This window comes from Pseudomonas sp. c313 (assembly GCF_055407145.1).
This window is the reverse complement of sequence record NZ_JBUZRD010000011.1, coordinates 85815-104784: the sequence shown is the minus strand read 5'-3', so window position 1 is coordinate 104784 and position 18970 is coordinate 85815. Positions and strand designations below refer to the sequence as shown.

Genomic DNA, 18970 nt, shown 5'->3' with positions numbered 1-18970 from the left:
ATCACTGGCAAGCCGAATTCAGGCGCAAACTTCAGTTACCAGTTTTGCCAGCTCTTCGGCATAGCCACGAACCTGGCTTTCATCCTCACCTTCGACCATCACCCGGACCAAAGGCTCGGTGCCAGACTTGCGCAACAAGACCCGACCACGACCTGCCATGGCCGCAGTAACGCGCTCGCAGGCCTCCTTGACGGCCGGATGCTCGACAGGATTATCACCGCCCGCAAAACGGACGTTAAGCAGCACTTGCGGGCACTTGCGCAGCGCCTGGCGCGCCTGAGCGAGGCTTTCTTCGCGACGTCGCAATGCCAGCAGCACTTGCAGCGCCGCAATGATCGCATCGCCGGTAGTGGTGTGCTGGAAACACACGATATGCCCGGAGTTTTCCCCACCCACCTGCCAGTTACGCTCCAGCAGGTCAGCGATCACGTAACGGTCACCAACATTGGCGCGCACAAACGGAATCCCCAGATCTGCCAGCGCCAACTCCAGCCCCAGATTACTCATCAAGGTACCGACAACGCCGCCCTGGAGCTTATTACGCTCATGCAAGTCGCGAGCGATGATAAACAACAGGTCATCACCGTCGACAATGGCGCCAGTGTGATCGACCATCAATACTCGATCACCATCACCATCGAAAGCGATACCCAGGTCGGCGTGCTCGGCCAATACTGCCGCCTGCAACTGCCCCATATGGGTCGAGCCACAGTTGTCGTTGATGTTCAAGCCGTTAGGCTGAGCCGACAGCACCGTCACCTGCGCACCAAGCTCCTTGAATACACTGGGAGCCACCTTGTAAGTCGCACCATGAGCGCAGTCGATGACGATTTTCAGGCCAGCAAAATTGGTACTGCTCGGTACGCTGCTTTTGCAAAACTCGATGTAACGGCCAGAGGCGTCGTTAATCCGCGAGACCTTGCCCAATTTGCTCGACTCGACGACGGTCATCGGCGCATCCAACAGCTCTTCGATCATATGCTCGATCTCGTCCGGCAGCTTGGTGCCCTGGCCCGAGAAGAACTTGATGCCATTGTCGTCATGGGGATTGTGCGAGGCACTGATCACGATACCGGCTTCAGCGTGAAAGGTACGCGTCAGGTAAGCGATCGCCGGCGTAGGCATGGGCCCCAGCAGCATCACATCGGCCCCAGCGGCGGACAGGCCCGCCTCCAGCGCGGACTCAAACATGTAACCCGAGATCCGCGTGTCCTTGCCCACCAGGATGCGGCACGCACCCATGCTGCGGAACGCCATCCCGGCGGCCCAGCCGAGCTTGAGCATGAAATCCGGAGTAATCGGAAACTCACCAACCCGACCGCGAATGCCATCGGTGCCAAAGTATTTTTTAGTCATAAGTGCTCCATCATTCTTATTCGGCTGATTCAACCGCTGCAATCATCCGCACCACATCTACCGTCTCGGCTACGTCATGCACACGCAAGATACGCGCACCCTTGACTACGGCAAGCGCCGCGAGAGCCAGGCCGCCATGCAGCCGCTCTCCTACCGGACGATTCAACGCCAGACCTATCATGCTCTTGCGCGAAACCCCAACCAACAGGGGGCGACCAAGGGCATGCAGGGATTCCATATGCTTGAACAGACTTAAGTTGTGTTGCAGTGTTTTGGCAAAGCCAAACCCCGGATCGAGAATAATCCGCTCAGGGGCGATCCCGGCTGCGGCGCATTGGGCAATACGCTCGGCAAGAAACTCAGCCACTTCCCCGACAAGGTTGTCGTAATGCGGGTCGTCCTGCATGGTCCCCGGCTCATCGCGCATGTGCATGAGGCACACCGGCAGCCCAGTCGCAGCCGCCGCATCAAGGGCACCATCACGCTGCAAGGACCTTACGTCATTGATCAAACCTGCCCCCAACCTCGCTGTTTCGCGCATGACGGCCGGCGTCGACGTATCCACCGAAATGATCACGTCCAACTCGCGATGAATGCGCTCAACAATCGGCACGACGCGCTCCAATTCCTCCAAGGGAGAAACTGCACGGGCGCCGGGACGAGTTGACTCACCACCAACATCAATCAGAGTGGCACCCGCAGCAACCATAGCCTCGGCATGACGCAATGCCGCATCAAGCTGACTAAAGCGACCACCGTCGGAGAACGAGTCGGGAGTTACATTGAGAATGCCCATGACATGCGTATGGGACAAATCAAGAACCCGACTGCCGCAAGGCAACCGGGTTGAGGACAACACAGAAGTCATTTCAAACCTTAATGATCAGCAGCCGGGCCGCCGATCGGGGTTTCAGGGCGCTCGTCCTGTACAACCGGCGGTGTACCCGAAGTGCCCGAACCACCCTCCCAATCGCGAGGCTCGCGAGGAGTGCGACCAGCCATGATATCGTCGATCTGCTCGGCATCGATGGTCTCGTACTTCATCAAGGCATCAGCCATGGCGTCGAGCTTGTCACGGTTATCCGTAAGGATCTGCTTGGCCGTACCATAGCATTGGTCAATGATACTGCGCACTTCGGAGTCGATCAGCTTGGCGGTCTCACCGGAGAAACTTGCACCTTGACCGCCACCACCACGACCCATGAACACTTCGCCTTCATCCTCGGCATACATCAAGGGGCCAAGCTTTTCCGAAAGACCCCATTTGGTCACCATGTTCCGCGCAATCTGGCTGGCGCGCATGATGTCGTTGGAGGCACCCGTGGTGACACCGTCGAAGCCCAAGGTCATCTCTTCAGCAATCCGGCCGCCATACAGCGAACATATCTGGCTGATCAAGGCACGCTTGGAGAGGCTGTAGCGATCCTCTTCCGGCAGGAACATGGTGACACCCAGCGCCCGACCGCGAGGAATGATCGATACCTTGTAAACCGGGTCATGCTCAGGCACAACGCGACCCACAATGGCGTGACCAGCTTCGTGATAAGCGGTGTTGCGCTTCTCTTTCTCAGACATGACCATGGATTTGCGCTCGGCGCCCATCATGATCTTGTCTTTCGCCAGCTCGAACTCTTTCATTTCAACAACGCGCTTGCCGGTACGTGCGGCAAACAACGACGCCTCGTTCACCAGGTTGGCCAAGTCAGCGCCGGAGAAGCCTGGGGTACCACGGGCAATTACGGCCGGAGCCACGTCGTCGCCCATCGGCACTTTGCGCATGTGCACTTTCAGAATTTGTTCGCGACCACGGATATCTGGCAGACCAACTACGACTTGACGGTCGAAACGACCTGGACGCAGCAACGCCGGGTCAAGTACGTCAGGACGGTTGGTAGCCGCGATAACGATGATGCCGTCATTCATTTCAAAGCCGTCCATCTCAACCAGCAACTGGTTAAGGGTCTGCTCACGCTCATCATGACCGCCGCCCATGCCGGCACCACGATGGCGACCAACGGCGTCGATTTCATCGATGAAGATGATGCACGGAGCGTGCTTCTTGGCCTGTTCGAACATGTCACGAACACGGCTGGCGCCAACACCGACAAACATTTCGACGAAGTCAGAACCGGAAATGGTGAAGAAAGGTACTTTGGCTTCACCAGCAATGGCCTTGGCCAACAGGGTTTTACCCGTACCTGGAGGGCCCACCATCAGCACGCCGCGAGGAATACGGCCGCCCAGGCGCTGGAACTTGCCCGGATCACGCAGGAACTCAACCAGCTCGCCCACTTCTTCCTTGGCTTCGTCACAACCAGCAACATCACCCAAGGTGGTCTTCACCTGATCTTCGGAGAGCAGGCGCGCCTTGCTCTTGCCGAAGCTCATCGGCCCGCCCTTGCCTCCCGCACCACCTTGCATCTGGCGCATGAAGAACATGAACACGGCGATAATCACCAGGATCGGGAAGCTGGCCACCAGGAGCTGGGTCCAGATGCTTTGCTGTTCAGGCTGTTTGCCTTCAACGACTACGTGGTTATCCACCAGGTCGCCGATCAGGCCATTGTCCTGGATTGCCGGACGAATGGTCTTGAAGCTGTCGCCATCGCTGCGCTTGCCGGTAATCACGTAGCCATCAACCGCTACGCGCTCGACCTTGCCATCCTTAACTTGCTGGATGAAGTCGGAATAGTTGAGGGTCTGCGGCTCGTTAGGGCTGGAGAAGTTGTTCATCACCGTCACCAGGACAGCCGCGATGATCAACCACAGGATCAGATTCTTTGCCATATCGTTCAATTAACTACCCTCTGAAGCAAGCTCCGCTACTGGCGCGTGCTTCGCATGATATTCATCGGCCTAACTTACTACATTACCGACAACTCTGGCAGGCGCCGTCTGTAACCCTTTGTGAAACTTTGACTACACAATATTCGTAAAGCTTCGTGACGAAAGCGATATAAAAAAACCTATCGACTCCCTTCAATCTCTCAAAAACGCTCATCGCTGGCAGCGCCTTCAATGCCACGGAAACCGCGACCCAGCAAATACTGCTCGCGGGACCTGCCCCGGGAAGAGTCAGGCTTGCGCGTCTGCACCTTGTCGAACAGTTTGCGGATGTTTTTGTGGTACTCGTCGAAGCCTTCACCCTGGAAGACCTTGACCAGAAAATCACCACCGGGACGCAAAACCCGACCAGCCAGGTCCAATGCCAACTCGCAAAGGAACATCGCTCGCGGCATATCCACGGCTGGTAATCCACTCATATTGGGGGCCATATCGGAAATCACAAGGTCTACCTGCGATTTTCCAACGGCTTCGAGAATCTGCGCCAGCACGACGTCCTGGGTAAAGTCACCATGGACGAAGGTCACATCCGGGATGCTGTCCATTTCCAGAATATCGGAAGCGATCAAACGACCCTGCCCACCAATCAGACGACTGGTCACCTGGGACCAGCCACCGGGGGCTGCGCCAAGATCGATAACGCTCATGCCAGGGCGGATCAACTTGTCCTTTTCCTGGATCTCCAGCAGCTTGTAACTGGCCCGGGAACGGTAGCCATCCTTTTGCGCCATTTTGACGTAAGGGTCGTTGAAATGCTCTTGCAGCCACTTAAGGCTAGTTTTGGAACGGGCCACGGGCCACCTCAAAAATAAACGGGTCGTGATTAACTGGGCGGTCCCGGACTCGCTCGGGTAAACTGGCCGCCGCTTTTTACAAGATCAGACACAGGGGTCAGATTATGCCGCTCACTCAAGAGCAGAAGAAACAGTACAAATCCATTGGCCACCATCTGAAACCAGTTTTGACTGTGGCTGACAACGGTTTGACTGAAGGTGTGTTAACCGAACTTGAACGCGCATTGGGCGATCACGAACTAATCAAGATCAAGGTCAGCATCCTTGATCGCGAGGCGCGCCTGGCGGCCATTGCAGAACTCTGCAAGGCCGGCAAAGCGGACCTGGTTCAGGTCATCGGCAAAATGGCACTGTTGTATCGCAGGAACTTCAGCGCCAACAAGCAACTGTCGAACGTCCATCGTTTCAAATGATACAAGGGTCAAGGGCGCGCTTCGCGCGCCCTGCCGCTCCACCCCGGCGCTGGTTGCACAACCAGCACCAAGCCGGAGAACCCTAGCACAAGATAGCTGAACAGCTGCCAGCGCAACGCTTCCGGCAGAAACATGCGCACCAAGCAATACATTGCGCACGCATACAACGCCATCAACAGCAGTTGCCCGCGAATATCCCGCCACAAACTCCCCAAGCCTTCGGCCTCGATCAGCACCAGCGCCTGAAGCGTCACGCACGCCGCTGCAAAACCCACCAGCAGCGCACTCAATAATCCGCCGACCTCATCAATCAGCAACGGCGCCAGACCAATCAGGCCCAACACCGGTAAGACACCAAGATGCAACAGCCACAGGCCGCCGACCCAGAGCATCTGGGCCAACTGCCAGAGCATGGCGCCCGCACGTAGCGGGCGCCGCCTCTCAGATGTGACGAACTTCGACAATCTCGTACTCGATCACGCCACCAGGCGTCTTGACGGCCACCACATCACCCTCTTCCTTGGCAATCAAGGCGCGGGCCAGTGGCGAACCGACGGATATCTTGCCGAGTTTGAAGTCAGCCTCGTCCTCACCCACGATGTGGTAGGTCACGCGTTCATCAGTCTCGACGTTGGCGATTTCCACGGTCGTACCAAAAATCACCTTGCCGGTGCGCGGGATGGTCGTGACATCAATGATCACCGCGTTCTGCATGCGGCCTTCGATGTCACGGATCCGAGCCTCGACCATACCTTGCTGCTCACGAGCGGCGTGGTATTCGGCGTTTTCCTTCAGGTCACCCAATTCGCGGGCGGTCCCGATGTCCTGACTCAGCTTCGGACGGACAACCTTGGTCAGATGAGCGTGTTCTTCTTCCAGGGCCTTGGCGCCCTGGACTGTCATTGGGTACTTGATCATGCCTTCAATCCTGCGTGTAGATCCTGCAAGCGGCGCACAGTCTTTTCTGGACCAAACTTGAGCGCTTCACAGATAGCTTCGCCAGCAGCAATAGTGGTGGTGCAATAGATTTTGTGCTGCAAGGCGTTACGACGAATGGAGTAGGAGTCCGCAATCGACTGGCGACCTTCGGTGGTGTTGATGATCAGAGTGACTTCGTCATTCTTGATCATGTCGACCACGTGTGGACGGCCTTCAGTCACCTTGTTCACGCGACGCACTTTCAGGCCTGCCGCCTCGATCAGCTTGGCAGTCCCGGCAGTAGCCACGATTTCAAAGCCCAAGTTGATCAGATCACGGGCCACGCCTGCAACCAGCGGCTTGTCATCATCACGCACGCTGATGAAGGCAGTACCGCCGATCGGCAGCACTTCGCTGGCGCCCATCTGGGCCTTGGCGAACGCTTCACCGAAGGTGTCGCCCACACCCATCACTTCACCGGTGGACTTCATCTCTGGGCCCAGGATCGGGTCCACGCCAGGGAATTTGGCGAATGGGAACACCGCCTCTTTCACACTGTAGAAGTTCGGAATGATTTCCTTGGTGAAGCCGATTTCCTTCAAGGTCTTACCGGCCATCACACGTGCGGCAATCATTGCCAGGGAAACACCGATGCACTTGGAAACAAACGGCACAGTACGGGAAGCACGCGGGTTGACTTCGATGACGTAGATGTCTTCGCCTTGCAGCGCCAACTGTACGTTCATCAGGCCGACCACACCCAGCTCCAGGGCCATTTTCTTGACCTGTTCGCGCATCTCGTCCTGGATGTGCGCTGGCAGCGAATACGGCGGCAGCGAGCAAGCGGAGTCACCCGAGTGAACACCCGCTTGTTCGATGTGCTGCATGATCGCGCCGATCACTACGTCGGTACCGTCGCAGACCGCATCCACGTCCATTTCGATGGCGCAGTTGAGGAAGTGGTCCAGCAGCACCGGGCTGTCGTTGGAGACTTTCACCGCATCGCGCAGGTAACGCTTGAGCTCTTCTTCCTCGTAGACGATTTCCATCGCCCGGCCGCCCAGTACGTAGGAGGGACGCACCACCAGCGGGTAACCGATCTTGCTGGCTGCACGAATGGCTTCGTCTTCGCTGCGTACGGTGGAGTTTGGCGGTTGACGCAAGTTCAGGCGCTCGACCATCTGCTGAAAGCGCTCACGGTCTTCGGCACGGTCAATGGCGTCAGGGCTGGTACCGATGATCGGTACGCCGGCCTCTTCCAGGGCACGAGCCAATTTCAGCGGAGTTTGGCCGCCGTACTGGACGATCACGCCTTTTGGCTTCTCTACACGAACGATTTCCAGCACGTCTTCCAGGGTCACTGGTTCGAAGTACAGGCGATCCGAGGTGTCGTAGTCAGTGGAAACGGTTTCCGGGTTGCAGTTGACCATGATGGTCTCGTAACCATCTGCGCGCAGGGCCAGTGCCGCGTGTACGCAGCAGTAATCGAACTCGATGCCCTGACCGATACGGTTGGGACCACCGCCAAGGATCATGATCTTGTCGCGGCCCGACGGTGCGGCTTCGCACTCTTCCTCGTACGTCGAGTAGAGATAAGCGGTATCGGTGGCAAACTCGGCGGCGCAGGTGTCAACGCGCTTGTAGACCGGGTACACCTCAAGCTTGTGACGGTGGCGACGCAGGCTTTTCTCGGTGACACCCAGCAGCTTGGCCAGGCGCATATCGGAGAAGCCCTTGCGCTTGAGCTTGTACATCATGTCGCGGTCGATGCTGGCCAGACCCAGGGTCTTGACCTTCTCTTCGTCCTTGATCAGGTCTTCGATCTGTACCAGGAACCATGGGTCGATCATGTTCATGCCGAAGATCTCTTCGACGGTCATGCCGGCGCGGAAGGCGTCAGCCACGTACCAGATACGCTCGGCGCCCGGCACGGTCAGCTCGCGCTTGAGCACGCTCATGCTTTCCGGATTGCTCAGGTCGAGCTTCTCGTCCAGGCCGCAAACGCCCACTTCCAGGCCGCGCAGGGCTTTCTGCAGGGATTCCTGGAAGGTCCGACCGATGGCCATGACTTCACCCACCGACTTCATCTGGGTGGTCAGGCGAGCGTCGGCTTTCGGGAATTTTTCGAAGGCAAAGCGCGGTAGCTTGGTCACGACATAGTCGATGGACGGTTCGAAGGACGCCGGGGTCTTGCCGCCGGTGATGTCGTTCGACAGCTCGTCCAGGGTATAACCCACAGCCAGCTTGGCCGCGATCTTGGCAATCGGGAAGCCAGTGGCCTTCGAAGCAAGGGCCGAAGAACGCGAAACACGCGGGTTCATCTCGATCACGACCATACGGCCGGTGTTCGGGCAGATACCGAATTGAACGTTGGAGCCACCAGTTTCCACGCCGATCTCGCGCAGTACCGCCAGGGAGGCGTTACGCAGGATCTGGTATTCCTTGTCGGTCAGGGTTTGTGCAGGAGCCACGGTGATCGAATCACCAGTGTGCACACCCATCGGGTCAAAGTTTTCAATGGAGCAAACGATGATGCAGTTGTCCTTTTTGTCGCGGACAACCTCCATCTCGTATTCTTTCCAGCCGATCAAGGATTCGTCGATCAGCAGCTCTTTGGTCGGCGACAGGTCCAGACCACGAGCGCAGATTTCTTCGAACTCTTCACGGTTGTAAGCGATACCGCCACCGGTACCGCCCATGGTGAAGGACGGACGGATGATGCACGGGAAGCCAAGCTTCTCGAGGACCACGTTGGCCTCTTCCATGTTGTGGGCGATACCCGAGCGCGGGCAATCAAGGCCGATGGACTTCATCGCCTTGTCGAAACGCGAACGGTCTTCAGCCTTGTCGATGGTGTCGGCATTGGCGCCGATCATCTCTACGCCGAACTTTTCCAGAACGCCTTCGCGCTCCAGGTCCAGGGCGCAGTTCAGTGCAGTCTGGCCGCCCATGGTTGGCAGCAGTGCGTCCGGACGCTCTTTTTCGATAATCTTGGCAACGGTCTGCCACTTGATCGGCTCGATATAGGTGGCGTCGGCCATGTCCGGATCGGTCATGATGGTGGCTGGGTTGGAGTTCACCAGGATGACGCGGTACCCCTCCTCGCGCAGGGCTTTACAGGCCTGCGCGCCGGAGTAGTCGAATTCGCAGGCCTGGCCGATCACGATCGGGCCAGCGCCGAGAATCAGGATGCTTTTTATGTCTGTACGTTTTGGCATGGGTTTGTCACTCAAATCCGCAGGTCAGTCGGCAAGCCGTCTTGAACAATCCTTGAAGAGCCTGAGGGGGCCGCCGGTTTCCCGTGCCTCCCTCAGGCCACTCACTTAGCGTCGCTTGGCCATCTCATTGATGAAACGGTCGAACAGCGGCGCTACGTCGTTCGGGCCCGGGCTTGCTTCAGGGTGGCCCTGGAAGCTGAACGCGCTCTTGTCTGTGCGCTCGATACCTTGCAGGGAGCCGTCGAACAGCGACTTGTGAATCGCCCGGACGTTGCCCGGCAAGGTCGCTTCATCCACCGCAAAACCGTGGTTCTGGCTGGTGATCATGACGACACCGGTATCCAGGTCCTGCACCGGGTGGTTGGCACCGTGATGGCCGTGCCCCATTTTCAGGGTCTTGGCGCCGGAGGCCAGGGCCAACAGTTGGTGACCCAGGCAAATGCCGAATACCGGAATCTCGGTCTCCAACACGTCCTTGATGGCCTGAATCGCATAGTCGCAAGGCTCCGGGTCACCCGGGCCGTTGGACAGGAACACACCGTCCGGCTGCAAGGCCAGTACGTCGCTGGCCGGGGTTTGCGCCGGCACCACGGTCACGCGGCAACCGCGCTCGACCAGCATGCGCAAGATGTTGTGCTTGATACCGTAGTCGTAAGCCACTACGTGATACGGCAGCTCGGAGGCTTCGATGGTGGCATGGCTGTCGGTCTTCAAGTCCCAGACAGTGGAGCGCCACTCGTACTTTTCCTTGGTACTGACGACTTTCGCCAGGTCCATGCCTTTCAGGCCAGGGAAACCTTGCGCCGCAGCAATCGCTGCTGCTTCGGAAATATTGTCACCGGCCATGATGCAGCCGCTCTGCGAGCCCTTTTCACGCAGGATGCGTGTCAGGCGACGCGTATCAATACCTGCGATCGCCACTACGTTGTTGGCTTTCAGGTAATCGGACAGGGACATCGTGCTACGCCAGTTGCTCGCAACCAGTGGCAGGTCACGAATCACCAGACCGGCCGACCAGACACGATCAGACTCGGCATCTTGCGGCGTAGTGCCGGTATTACCGATGTGCGGATAGGTCAGGGTAACGATCTGTTGGGCGTAGGAAGGATCGGTAAGGATTTCCTGATAGCCGGTCATGGCGGTGTTGAACACCACCTCTCCAACGGTCTGACCGTCGGCTCCAATGGCTTCGCCGCGAAAAATGCTGCCATCAGCAAGGGCGAGTATGGCTGGCTTAGTCAAGAAGACCTCCCGTAAATAAAGCCTGAAAGGGCGATCGCAGGTTGCAAAAAAGCGGAGTGACGTATGGACACGTCACCCCGCTTCTTCACTGAATTATTCTGCGCGCTTTTAGTGGACACACTAAAGCTGTAGCTTACAGAAAAAGGCTTTTTTGGTCCACCGCTAATGAGCCTTAAAGGCAGGGGAATGCGACAGGACATCGCTTAGCGGGTAAAAACAGGGCCCAAGGTTAATGCCTGAGCCCTGTTTTAGCTACTGCTTAACGCAGTTCAAGCACATCTTGCATGTCGTACAGGCCAGGCTCACGACCGTCCAGCCACAACGCCGCACGCACCGCACCCTTGGCGAAAGTCATACGACTGGAAGCCTTGTGCGTGATCTCAAGGCGCTCACCCTCTGCCGCGAACAACACCGTGTGATCACCCACCACATCACCGCCGCGAACGGTAGCAAAGCCGATGGTTTCACGATCGCGCACGCCGGTATGGCCTTCGCGGCCATACACCGCCACTTTCGAAAGATCACGGCCAAGCGCATCGGCGATCACTTCACCCATGCGCATCGCCGTACCCGACGGCGCATCGACCTTGTGCCGGTGATGAGCTTCGATAATTTCGATATCCGCATCATCACCCAACACACGAGCTGCCATGTCGAGCAACTTCAGCGACAGATTGACACCAACACTGAAGTTGGCAGCAAACACAATCGGGATATCCTTACCCGCAGCAACCAACAGCTGCTTTTGCTCGGCATTCAAGCCGGTGGTGCCAATGACCATGGCCTTGCCCGCCTTGCGGCAGAACGCCAGGTTTTTCAGCATCACCTCTGGAAGCGTGAAATCGATCAACACATCGAACTCATCAATAACCTTTTCCAGGCTACCGGACAACGACACACCGATCCTGCCCAGCGATGCCAACTCACCGGCATCGGCGCCGATCAGTGTGCTGCCCGGCCGAACGATCGCCGCCGTCAGACCCGACAGAGGCGAGCGCTGCTGCACCGCCTCAACCAGGTTCTTGCCCATGCGTCCGGCCGCGCCCATCACAGCTATACGTCGCATACTCACGTCCTTACAGGTCGCCGAAGAAGCGCTTCACGCCTTCGAACCAGCCAGCAGTCTTGGGCGAATGAGTGTCATCGCCCGCCAGGGAACTGCGCAACTCTTCCAGCAGCTCGCGCTGACGACGACCCAGGTTGACCGGCGTCTCTACCGCCACACGACACATCAAGTCGCCAGCACCACCACCGCGCACCGGCGCAACGCCTTTGCCACGGATACGGAACTGCTTGCCGGTCTGCGTACCCTCGGGAATCTTGAGTTTGACCCGACCATCCAGTGTCGGAATCTCCAATTCACCACCCAGAGCCGCATCGACGAAGCTGATCGGCACTTCACAAAACAGATGTTTACCGTCGCGCTGGAAGATAGCGTGCTCGCGCACATTGATCACCACGTACAGGTCGCCCGCTGGACCACCTTGAGCGCCCGCCTCACCCTCACCCGACAGGCGAATGCGGTCACCAGTATCAACACCCGATGGCACTTTCACCGAAAGGGTCTTGTACTCTTCGACACGACCTTCACCGTGGCAGGAGTCGCACGGATCGGAAATGATCTTGCCCTGGCCATGGCAGCGCGGGCAGGTTTGCTGCACCGAGAAGAAGCCTTGCTGCATGCGTACCTGACCGATACCACCACAGGTCGGGCAAGTGATCGGCGAGGAGCCTTTCTTGGCGCCCGCACCGTCGCACGGCTTGCAGTTGACCAGTGTCGGCACACGGATATTGACGCTGGTGCCACGCACTGCCTCTTCGAGGTTCAGCTCAAGGGTGTAGCGCAGGTCGCTACCACGCTGGGCACCGCCACGCTGACCGCCACGACCACCACCAAAGAAGTCACTGAACACGTCGCCAAAAATATCGGAGAAGTTCTGGCCGCCAAAACCGGCACCGCCGCCACCCATGCTTGGATCAACACCAGCGTGGCCATACTGATCGTAGGCCGCCCGCTTGTTTGGATCACACAGGCACTCGTAGGCCTCGTTGGCCTCTTTGAACAAGTCTTCGGATTCTTTGTTATCCGGATTACGGTCCGGGTGGTGCTTCATCGCCAGGCGACGGTAAGCCTTTTTCAGGTCCGCCTCGCTGGAACCGCGCTCCACACCCAACACTATGTAATAGTCACGCTTTGCCATAAGTCTTTGCACTCTTAAGGACGTTCGGCAAACCCCTCCTGAGCCTCGCCAAACTCGTTGAGCCCCAATACAGGCCCGGACCCAACTCACGTCAATTCAACGATCCTGGTCTCAAATGTTTTCAGCCAGGAACCCGGCCAAAAAAGCGGCGACTGTCGCTCGGAAAGCAGGAGCATCCCCGATCACACCGCCAGCATCCGAACGCTGTCGCATGCTGTAAAAATTCGCGTACCCCAGACACGCCAACGCGGGAGCAAGCTCCCGCGCGGCGACATCCTACCAGTCACCGCCTGAAAGCGGTCAACCGGCCGACCAACTTACTGCTTACTTGTTTTCTTTGACTTCTTCGAACTCGGCATCGACAACATCGTCGTGCTTGGCTTCAGGCTCTGCTTGCTGCGCAGCGCCATCAGCCGGCTGGCCTTGCTCGGCATACATCTTCTGAGCCACTGGCGCGGAGACCTTCGACAGCTCCTCAACCTTGGCTTCGATAGCAGCCTTGTCGTCGCCTTTTACGGCGGCTTCCAGGGCAACTACAGCAGCTTCGATCGCAGTTTTCTCTTCGCCAGTCACTTTGTCGCCAGCGTCAGCGACCATTTTGCGAGTCGAGTGAACCAGTGCATCACCCTGGTTACGGGCAGCTGCCAGCTCTTCGAACTTGCGATCTTCCTCGGCATTGGTTTCAGCATCGCGAATCATCTGCTGAATTTCTTCCTCGGACAGACCGGAGTTGGCCTTGATCACGATCGACTGAGTCTTGCCGGTGGCCTTGTCTTTAGCGCCTACGTGCAGAATGCCGTTGGCGTCGATGTCGAAGGTCACTTCAATTTGTGGCACACCACGTGGTGCTGGTGGAATCTCGGCCAGGTCGAACTTGCCCAGGGACTTGTTCTGACCAGCTTGCTTACGCTCACCTTGCAGCACGTGAATGGTCACGGCGCCTTGGTTGTCGTCGGCAGTCGAGAACACTTGCGATTTCTTGGTAGGAATCGTGGTGTTTTTCTCGATCAGCGCAGTCATCACGCCGCCCATGGTTTCGATACCCAGGGTCAACGGGCTTACGTCCAGCAGCAGAACGTCTTTCACGTCGCCGGCCAATACCGCACCCTGGATGGCAGCACCCATGGCAACCGCTTCGTCCGGGTTGACGTCTTTACGCGCTTCTTTACCGAAGAACTCGGTCACCAGCTTCTGAACCAGTGGCATACGGGTCTGACCGCCGACCAGGATCACATCGTCGATCTTGCCAACGTCGATACCCGAGTCTTTCAGAGCAATGCGGCAAGGCTCGATGGTGCGTTGAACCAGGTCTTCAACCAGCGATTCCAGCTTGGCGCGGGAAATCTTCACGTTCAAGTGCTTAGGACCGGTGGCGTCTGCAGTGATGTACGGCAGGTTCACGTCAGTCTGCAGGCTCGAAGACAGTTCGATCTTGGCCTTCTCAGCAGCTTCCTTCAGGCGCTGCATCGCCAGCGGGTCACCCTTGAGGTTCATGCCGCTTTCTTTCTTGAATTCGTCAACGAGGTAGTCGATCAGACGAATGTCGAAGTCTTCACCACCCAGGAACGTGTCACCGTTGGTGGCCAACACTTCGAACTGGTGCTCGCCATCGACTTCAGCGATTTCGATCACGGAAACGTCGAAAGTACCGCCACCCAGGTCGTAAACGATCACAGTGTGGTCGCCCCGAGCCTTGTCCATACCGTAAGCCAGAGCGGCCGCGGTTGGTTCGTTGATGATACGTTTTACGTCCAGACCAGCAATACGGCCGGCATCTTTGGTCGCCTGACGCTGACTGTCGTTGAAGTAGGCCGGAACGGTAATGACCGCTTCAGTCACGGCTTCACCGAGGTAGTCTTCGGCGGTCTTCTTCATCTTTTTCAAGATTTCAGCCGAGATTTGTGGCGGCGACATTTTCTGGCCGTTTACTTCAACCCAGGCGTCACCGTTGTCAGCCTTGGCGATTTTGTAAGGGACCATCTTGATGTCTTTCTGTACGACTTCTTCGTCGAACTTACGACCGATCAGACGCTTCACCGCGTACAGGGTGTTATGCGGATTGGTCACAGCCTGACGCTTGGCGGACTGGCCCACCAGGATTTCGCCGTCGCTGGCATAAGCCACGATGGACGGAGTGGTGCGCGCGCCTTCGGCGTTTTCAATAACTTTGGATACGCCGTTTTCCAGCACGGAGACGCAGGAGTTGGTAGTCCCCAGGTCGATACCGATAATTTTGCCCATGATTTACTCTCCCGAAACTTTGGATTTGGTTGCCGCAGCAGTGGTGGCTAACTGCGGTAGCACTTAAACGCTTGACTTATAAATGGGGGCCTTGCGGCTAATTTCAAGCTTGCTCATCAATCGAAGGTGCGACCGGTGCAGGAGCCTTGCTCACCACCACCATCGCCGGACGCAACAAACGACCGTTGAGCTGATAACCCTTCTGAAACACCTTCAATACGCTGTTGGGCTCAACATCCGCGCTTTCCTGCATCGCCATTGCCTGGTGGTGCTCAGCGTTGAACGGCTCACCGCCTTGCGGATCGATGGCTTCCAGCTGATAACGCTTCAGGGTGTCCTGGAACATTTTCAGGGTCAGTTCGATCCCTTCGCGCATGGGGCGGATGTTTTCGTCGTCCGGATTGGACAACTCCAGGCCACGCTCCAGGCTGTCGATGATCGGCAACAGATCCCCGGCAAATTTTTCCAGAGCAAACTTGTGGGCTTTTTCTACATCCTGCTCAGCGCGACGGCGGACGTTCTGCAGATCGGCAGCAACACGCAAAGCCTGATCCTGAGCGCCTGCCAGTTGCTCTTCGAGCACTTGCACACGAGCCGCCAGGTCTTCACCCGATGCTTGCGAGGCCTGGTTGGCGTCTAGATTTTGCGTATCCAGCGTCTGTTCGTCAGCCATAGATTTCTCCTTTCAAAATCGTGCGCGAACTCGACTCGCGCTTCTGTTCCGGTATATGGGGCCACAATTTTCAGGTTCAAGGGCACCGATGCCTTTGACATGTATTGGATCAACTTCCCCGACTCATTCCTTGGTGCACTAAAAAACACCTATCACCAAGCGAATCGAGCTAAGCGGCAGGATTGTCAGCTCAGAACAAAACACTGTATAAATAACCATACCTTAAGCTTGGGAGCGGCCGTCATGCTGGTGCACCTGTCTGTACACAACTACGCCATCGTTGAACACCTGGATCTTGAACTGGATCGCGGGATGAGCGTAATCACAGGCGAAACCGGCGCCGGCAAGTCGATCATGCTTGATGCCCTGGGTCTCACCCTGGGCGATCGCGCCGACAGCGGCGTGGTTCGCCCAGGCGCCGACAAAGCCGACATTCTCGCGACCTTTGACCTGGCGGATATCCCGGAAGCCGGCGCCTGGCTTGCCGAACGCGATCTTGATAGCGATGGCCCATGCATCCTGCGCCGCGTGATCACCGCCGAAGGGCGCTCGCGCGGCTATATCAACGGCACGCCCTGCCCTCTTGGCGACTTGAAAGCCCTGGGCGAGCTGCTGATTGACATCCACAGCCAGCATGAACACCAGTCCCTGCTGAAAACCGACACCCACCGCCGCCTTCTCGACGAATACGCCGGCGCAACCGACCTTGCGCGCCAGGTGCAATTGGCCGCACAGCGCTGGCGCCAGACCCGCCAGGAGCTGGAACGCCTCTCCAACTCCGGCGACGAGCAGCGCGCCCGCCACCAATTGCTCAGCTATCAGCTCGAAGAACTGGAAAGCCTGGGGCTGGGCGAAACAGAGTTGGAGCAACTGGAGCAAGAGCACAAGAACCTGACCAATGCCGAAACCCTGCTGGGTATTTGCCGACAAGTGGTCGAGCAGTGCAGCGAGAGCGATTCCGGAAATGTGCTTAACGCACTGACCGCCAGCCTCAATCGCCTGTCGAGCGTGAACAACTCCTCCGGCTCGCTGAATGAAGCAACGACCCTGCTGACCAGCGCGCAGATTCAGGTGGAAGAGGCCGTGGGCGAGCTGAACCGGTTCCTTGACCATTTCGACGCCGACCCAGCGCGCCTGCAAGAGATAGAAGAGCGCCTGGACACTATCTACACACTGGCGCGCAAGCATCGAATCCAGCCAACCGAAGTGGCGACCATGCAGCAGAAGCTGCTGGATGAAATCGAAACACTAAATGCCAACGATGAATCCATCGAACGGCTGGCGGACGAACTGGCCTCCTTCGCACGTCATTATCAAGAGAAGGCCCGTGAACTGAGCGATCTGCGGCACCAGGCGGCCACCGGCCTGGCCTGCGCGGTGGAGCAGGAGATTCAACGCCTGGGCATGCCTGGCGGGCGCTTCACCATTGAACTGCACGCCAATACCAGTAATGAATTGCTGCCCAATGGCCTGGAGCAGGTGGAGCTACTGGTTAGCGCAAACCCTGGCCAACCGTTGAAAGCGCTGGCAAAGGTCGCATCCGGTGGCGAGCTATCGCGGATCAGCCTGGCGATCCAGGTCATTACCGCCCAGACCTCACGGGTTCCGACACTGGTATTCGACGAGGTGGACGTAGGGATCGGCGGGCCTACAGCCGAGATTGTCGGCCAACTTCTGCGCCGGCTGGGTGATCGCGGGCAAGTATTGACCGTTACCCACTTGCCACAGGTGGCTGCGCAAGGGCATCAACACCTGTTTGTACATAAGGTGCGGGGCAGCGACGCAACCCATACCGCCGTGTCCAAGCTGAACAAGACCGAGCGGGTGGAAGAGGTGGCGCGCATGCTCGGCGGTATCGACCTGACCAAGGAGTCCCTGGCCCACGCGAAAAAAATGGTCGTTACCGCGAAGGCCTGAGCCAAGCCTTGCAGACCATTTCCCTTCCGACACAAAGCACGAAGGCGACCCTAAGGTCGCCTTCGATCGTTTCGCAGAGCGAATCTGCGTAGATTTCTTACTTTTTCTTACGGATGTACAGAACCAAATTGTGATCCACCAATTCGACTCCGTGCGCCTCGGCGATAGCATTCTGGAGCTTCTCGATTTCCGGGCTGACGAATTCGACAACTTCGCCAGTTTCCACATCGACCATATGGTCGTGGTGGCCGCTGTCAGCCAATTCGAATACTGCATGACCGCCGTCGAAATTATGACGAACTACCAGCCCTGCGGCTTCAAACTGGGTCAGTACACGGTAAACCGTGGCCAGGCCGACATCCTCGTTAGACTCCATGAGCGCCTTGTAAACATCCTCGGCACTCATGTGGCGCTGCTCAGCAGAATCGAGCATTTGTAGAATTTTGACCCGTGGCAGGGTCACTTTAAGGCCGGCTTTACGAAGTTCGCTATTTTCAACCATGGTCAGCTTTCTCGCGGATGCTGCTTCGCAGCTTCTCTTAATACGGGTATGATCGGCGTTTACGTTGTCCCAGCCAAGATAGTGGAAGTCGCCCACCGATGCAAAACACCAAGCTCTTGCTAACCAGTTTCACCTTTGTGGGACTGCTCGCACTCGCCGGTTGTTCATTCCCCGGGGTTTACAAAATCGACATCCAGCAGGGCAATGTCGTCACGCAGGACATGATAGACCAGTTACGCCCGGGAATGACCCGACGGCAAGTACGGTTTATTATGGGCAATCCCCTGCTGACTGACACATTCCATGCCGATCGCTGGGATTATCTCTATAGCCTGCAGCCTGGAGGCGGGGAACGCCAACAGGAGCGCGTCAGTGTCATCTTCAATGGCAATGACCAGCTCAGCAGCCTGTCCGGTGACTTCATGCCCGGCGTAAGCCGCGATGAAGCCCTGCTGGGCAAGGACAGCGGCACCAACGTCACTGCGCCTACGCAGAATGGCGAACAGCCAAAGTCCGAGGTGCCAGCCAAGCCAGGCTCCTTGCTGGATAAAATCCAGAAAGACGTCGACGGTGTGCAAACTGTTCCGGTGCCGACTCCAGAACCTTTGGATTCCAGCCCGCAGTAAGTTTAAACGCCCAACAAAAAGCCCG

General features: G+C 57.5%; 16 protein-coding genes. 3 read left to right on the top strand and 13 right to left on the bottom strand.

Annotated features, from left to right (window positions below; all coding sequences use genetic code 11):
* Positions 1-18 precede the first annotated feature (18 nt).
* From glmM to rlmE, 4 genes are all read right to left on the bottom strand, one after another.
* Positions 19-1356, bottom strand: a complete 1338-nt coding sequence (gene glmM / locus ACZRKZ_RS23385) for a phosphoglucosamine mutase (RefSeq protein ID WP_463982881.1) — start codon at positions 1354-1356, stop codon at positions 19-21.
* Between the two features lie 16 nt (positions 1357-1372).
* Positions 1373-2224, bottom strand: coding sequence for a dihydropteroate synthase (gene folP / locus ACZRKZ_RS23380; RefSeq protein ID WP_463982880.1), 852 nt, complete (start codon positions 2222-2224; stop codon positions 1373-1375).
* 8 nt (positions 2225-2232) lie between these two features.
* A complete protein-coding gene (gene ftsH / locus ACZRKZ_RS23375; protein WP_463970169.1) occupies positions 2233-4143 on the bottom strand; it encodes an ATP-dependent zinc metalloprotease FtsH in 1911 nt (636 codons plus the stop codon).
* Positions 4144-4343: 200 nt separating this feature from the next.
* On the bottom strand, positions 4344-4994 hold the full coding sequence (gene rlmE, locus ACZRKZ_RS23370; protein WP_463982879.1) for a 23S rRNA (uridine(2552)-2'-O)-methyltransferase RlmE: 651 nt from the start codon (positions 4992-4994) through the stop codon (positions 4344-4346).
* Positions 4995-5098: 104 nt separating this feature from the next.
* Here rlmE and ACZRKZ_RS23365 point away from each other — a divergent pair, with 104 nt between their 5' ends.
* Positions 5099-5407 carry a YhbY family RNA-binding protein gene (locus tag ACZRKZ_RS23365; protein WP_133103502.1) on the top strand — a complete coding sequence of 103 codons (309 nt, stop codon included), beginning with the start codon at positions 5099-5101 and terminating at the stop codon, positions 5405-5407.
* A gap of 8 nt (positions 5408-5415) precedes the next feature.
* Here the strand turns inward: ACZRKZ_RS23365 and ACZRKZ_RS23360 are convergent, their stop codons facing one another.
* The 8 genes from ACZRKZ_RS23360 to grpE form a co-directional block, all read right to left on the bottom strand.
* Positions 5416-5820, bottom strand: a complete 405-nt coding sequence (locus tag ACZRKZ_RS23360; protein ID WP_463982878.1) for an MFS transporter — start codon at positions 5818-5820, stop codon at positions 5416-5418.
* Between the two features lie 28 nt (positions 5821-5848).
* A complete protein-coding gene (greA, locus tag ACZRKZ_RS23355) occupies positions 5849-6325 on the bottom strand; it encodes a transcription elongation factor GreA (protein ID WP_149413229.1) in 477 nt (158 codons plus the stop codon).
* Positions 6322-9543, bottom strand: coding sequence for a carbamoyl-phosphate synthase large subunit (gene carB / locus ACZRKZ_RS23350; protein ID WP_463970168.1), 3222 nt, complete (start codon positions 9541-9543; stop codon positions 6322-6324). The genes greA and carB overlap by 4 nt, the downstream gene beginning before the upstream one ends.
* 105 nt (positions 9544-9648) lie before the next feature.
* Positions 9649-10785, bottom strand: coding sequence for a glutamine-hydrolyzing carbamoyl-phosphate synthase small subunit (gene carA / locus ACZRKZ_RS23345; protein WP_133103498.1), 1137 nt, complete (start codon positions 10783-10785; stop codon positions 9649-9651).
* 259 nt (positions 10786-11044) lie between these two features.
* A complete protein-coding gene (gene dapB / locus ACZRKZ_RS23340) occupies positions 11045-11851 on the bottom strand; it encodes a 4-hydroxy-tetrahydrodipicolinate reductase (protein ID WP_463970167.1) in 807 nt (268 codons plus the stop codon).
* A gap of 10 nt (positions 11852-11861) precedes the next feature.
* Complete coding sequence (gene dnaJ / locus ACZRKZ_RS23335) at positions 11862-12986, bottom strand: molecular chaperone DnaJ (protein ID WP_149413233.1); 1125 nt, start codon at positions 12984-12986, stop codon at positions 11862-11864.
* A 324-nt stretch (positions 12987-13310) separates the two neighbouring features.
* Complete coding sequence (gene dnaK, locus ACZRKZ_RS23330; RefSeq protein WP_463982877.1) at positions 13311-15227, bottom strand: molecular chaperone DnaK; 1917 nt, start codon at positions 15225-15227, stop codon at positions 13311-13313.
* 103 nt (positions 15228-15330) lie between these two features.
* Positions 15331-15900, bottom strand: coding sequence for a nucleotide exchange factor GrpE (gene grpE / locus ACZRKZ_RS23325; protein WP_463970165.1), 570 nt, complete (start codon positions 15898-15900; stop codon positions 15331-15333).
* Between the two features lie 243 nt (positions 15901-16143).
* On the opposite strand from grpE, the gene recN reads away from it, so the two are divergent.
* Positions 16144-17817 carry a DNA repair protein RecN gene (recN, locus tag ACZRKZ_RS23320; RefSeq protein ID WP_463982876.1) on the top strand — a complete coding sequence of 558 codons (1674 nt, stop codon included), beginning with the start codon at positions 16144-16146 and terminating at the stop codon, positions 17815-17817.
* Positions 17818-17914: 97 nt separating this feature from the next.
* Here the strand turns inward: recN and fur are convergent, their stop codons facing one another.
* Complete coding sequence (gene fur / locus ACZRKZ_RS23315) at positions 17915-18319, bottom strand: ferric iron uptake transcriptional regulator (protein ID WP_133103545.1); 405 nt, start codon at positions 18317-18319, stop codon at positions 17915-17917.
* Between the two features lie 98 nt (positions 18320-18417).
* Between fur and ACZRKZ_RS23310 the strand changes: the two genes are divergently transcribed.
* Positions 18418-18945 carry an outer membrane protein assembly factor BamE gene (locus ACZRKZ_RS23310; protein ID WP_463982875.1) on the top strand — a complete coding sequence of 176 codons (528 nt, stop codon included), beginning with the start codon at positions 18418-18420 and terminating at the stop codon, positions 18943-18945.
* Positions 18946-18970 lie beyond the last annotated feature (25 nt).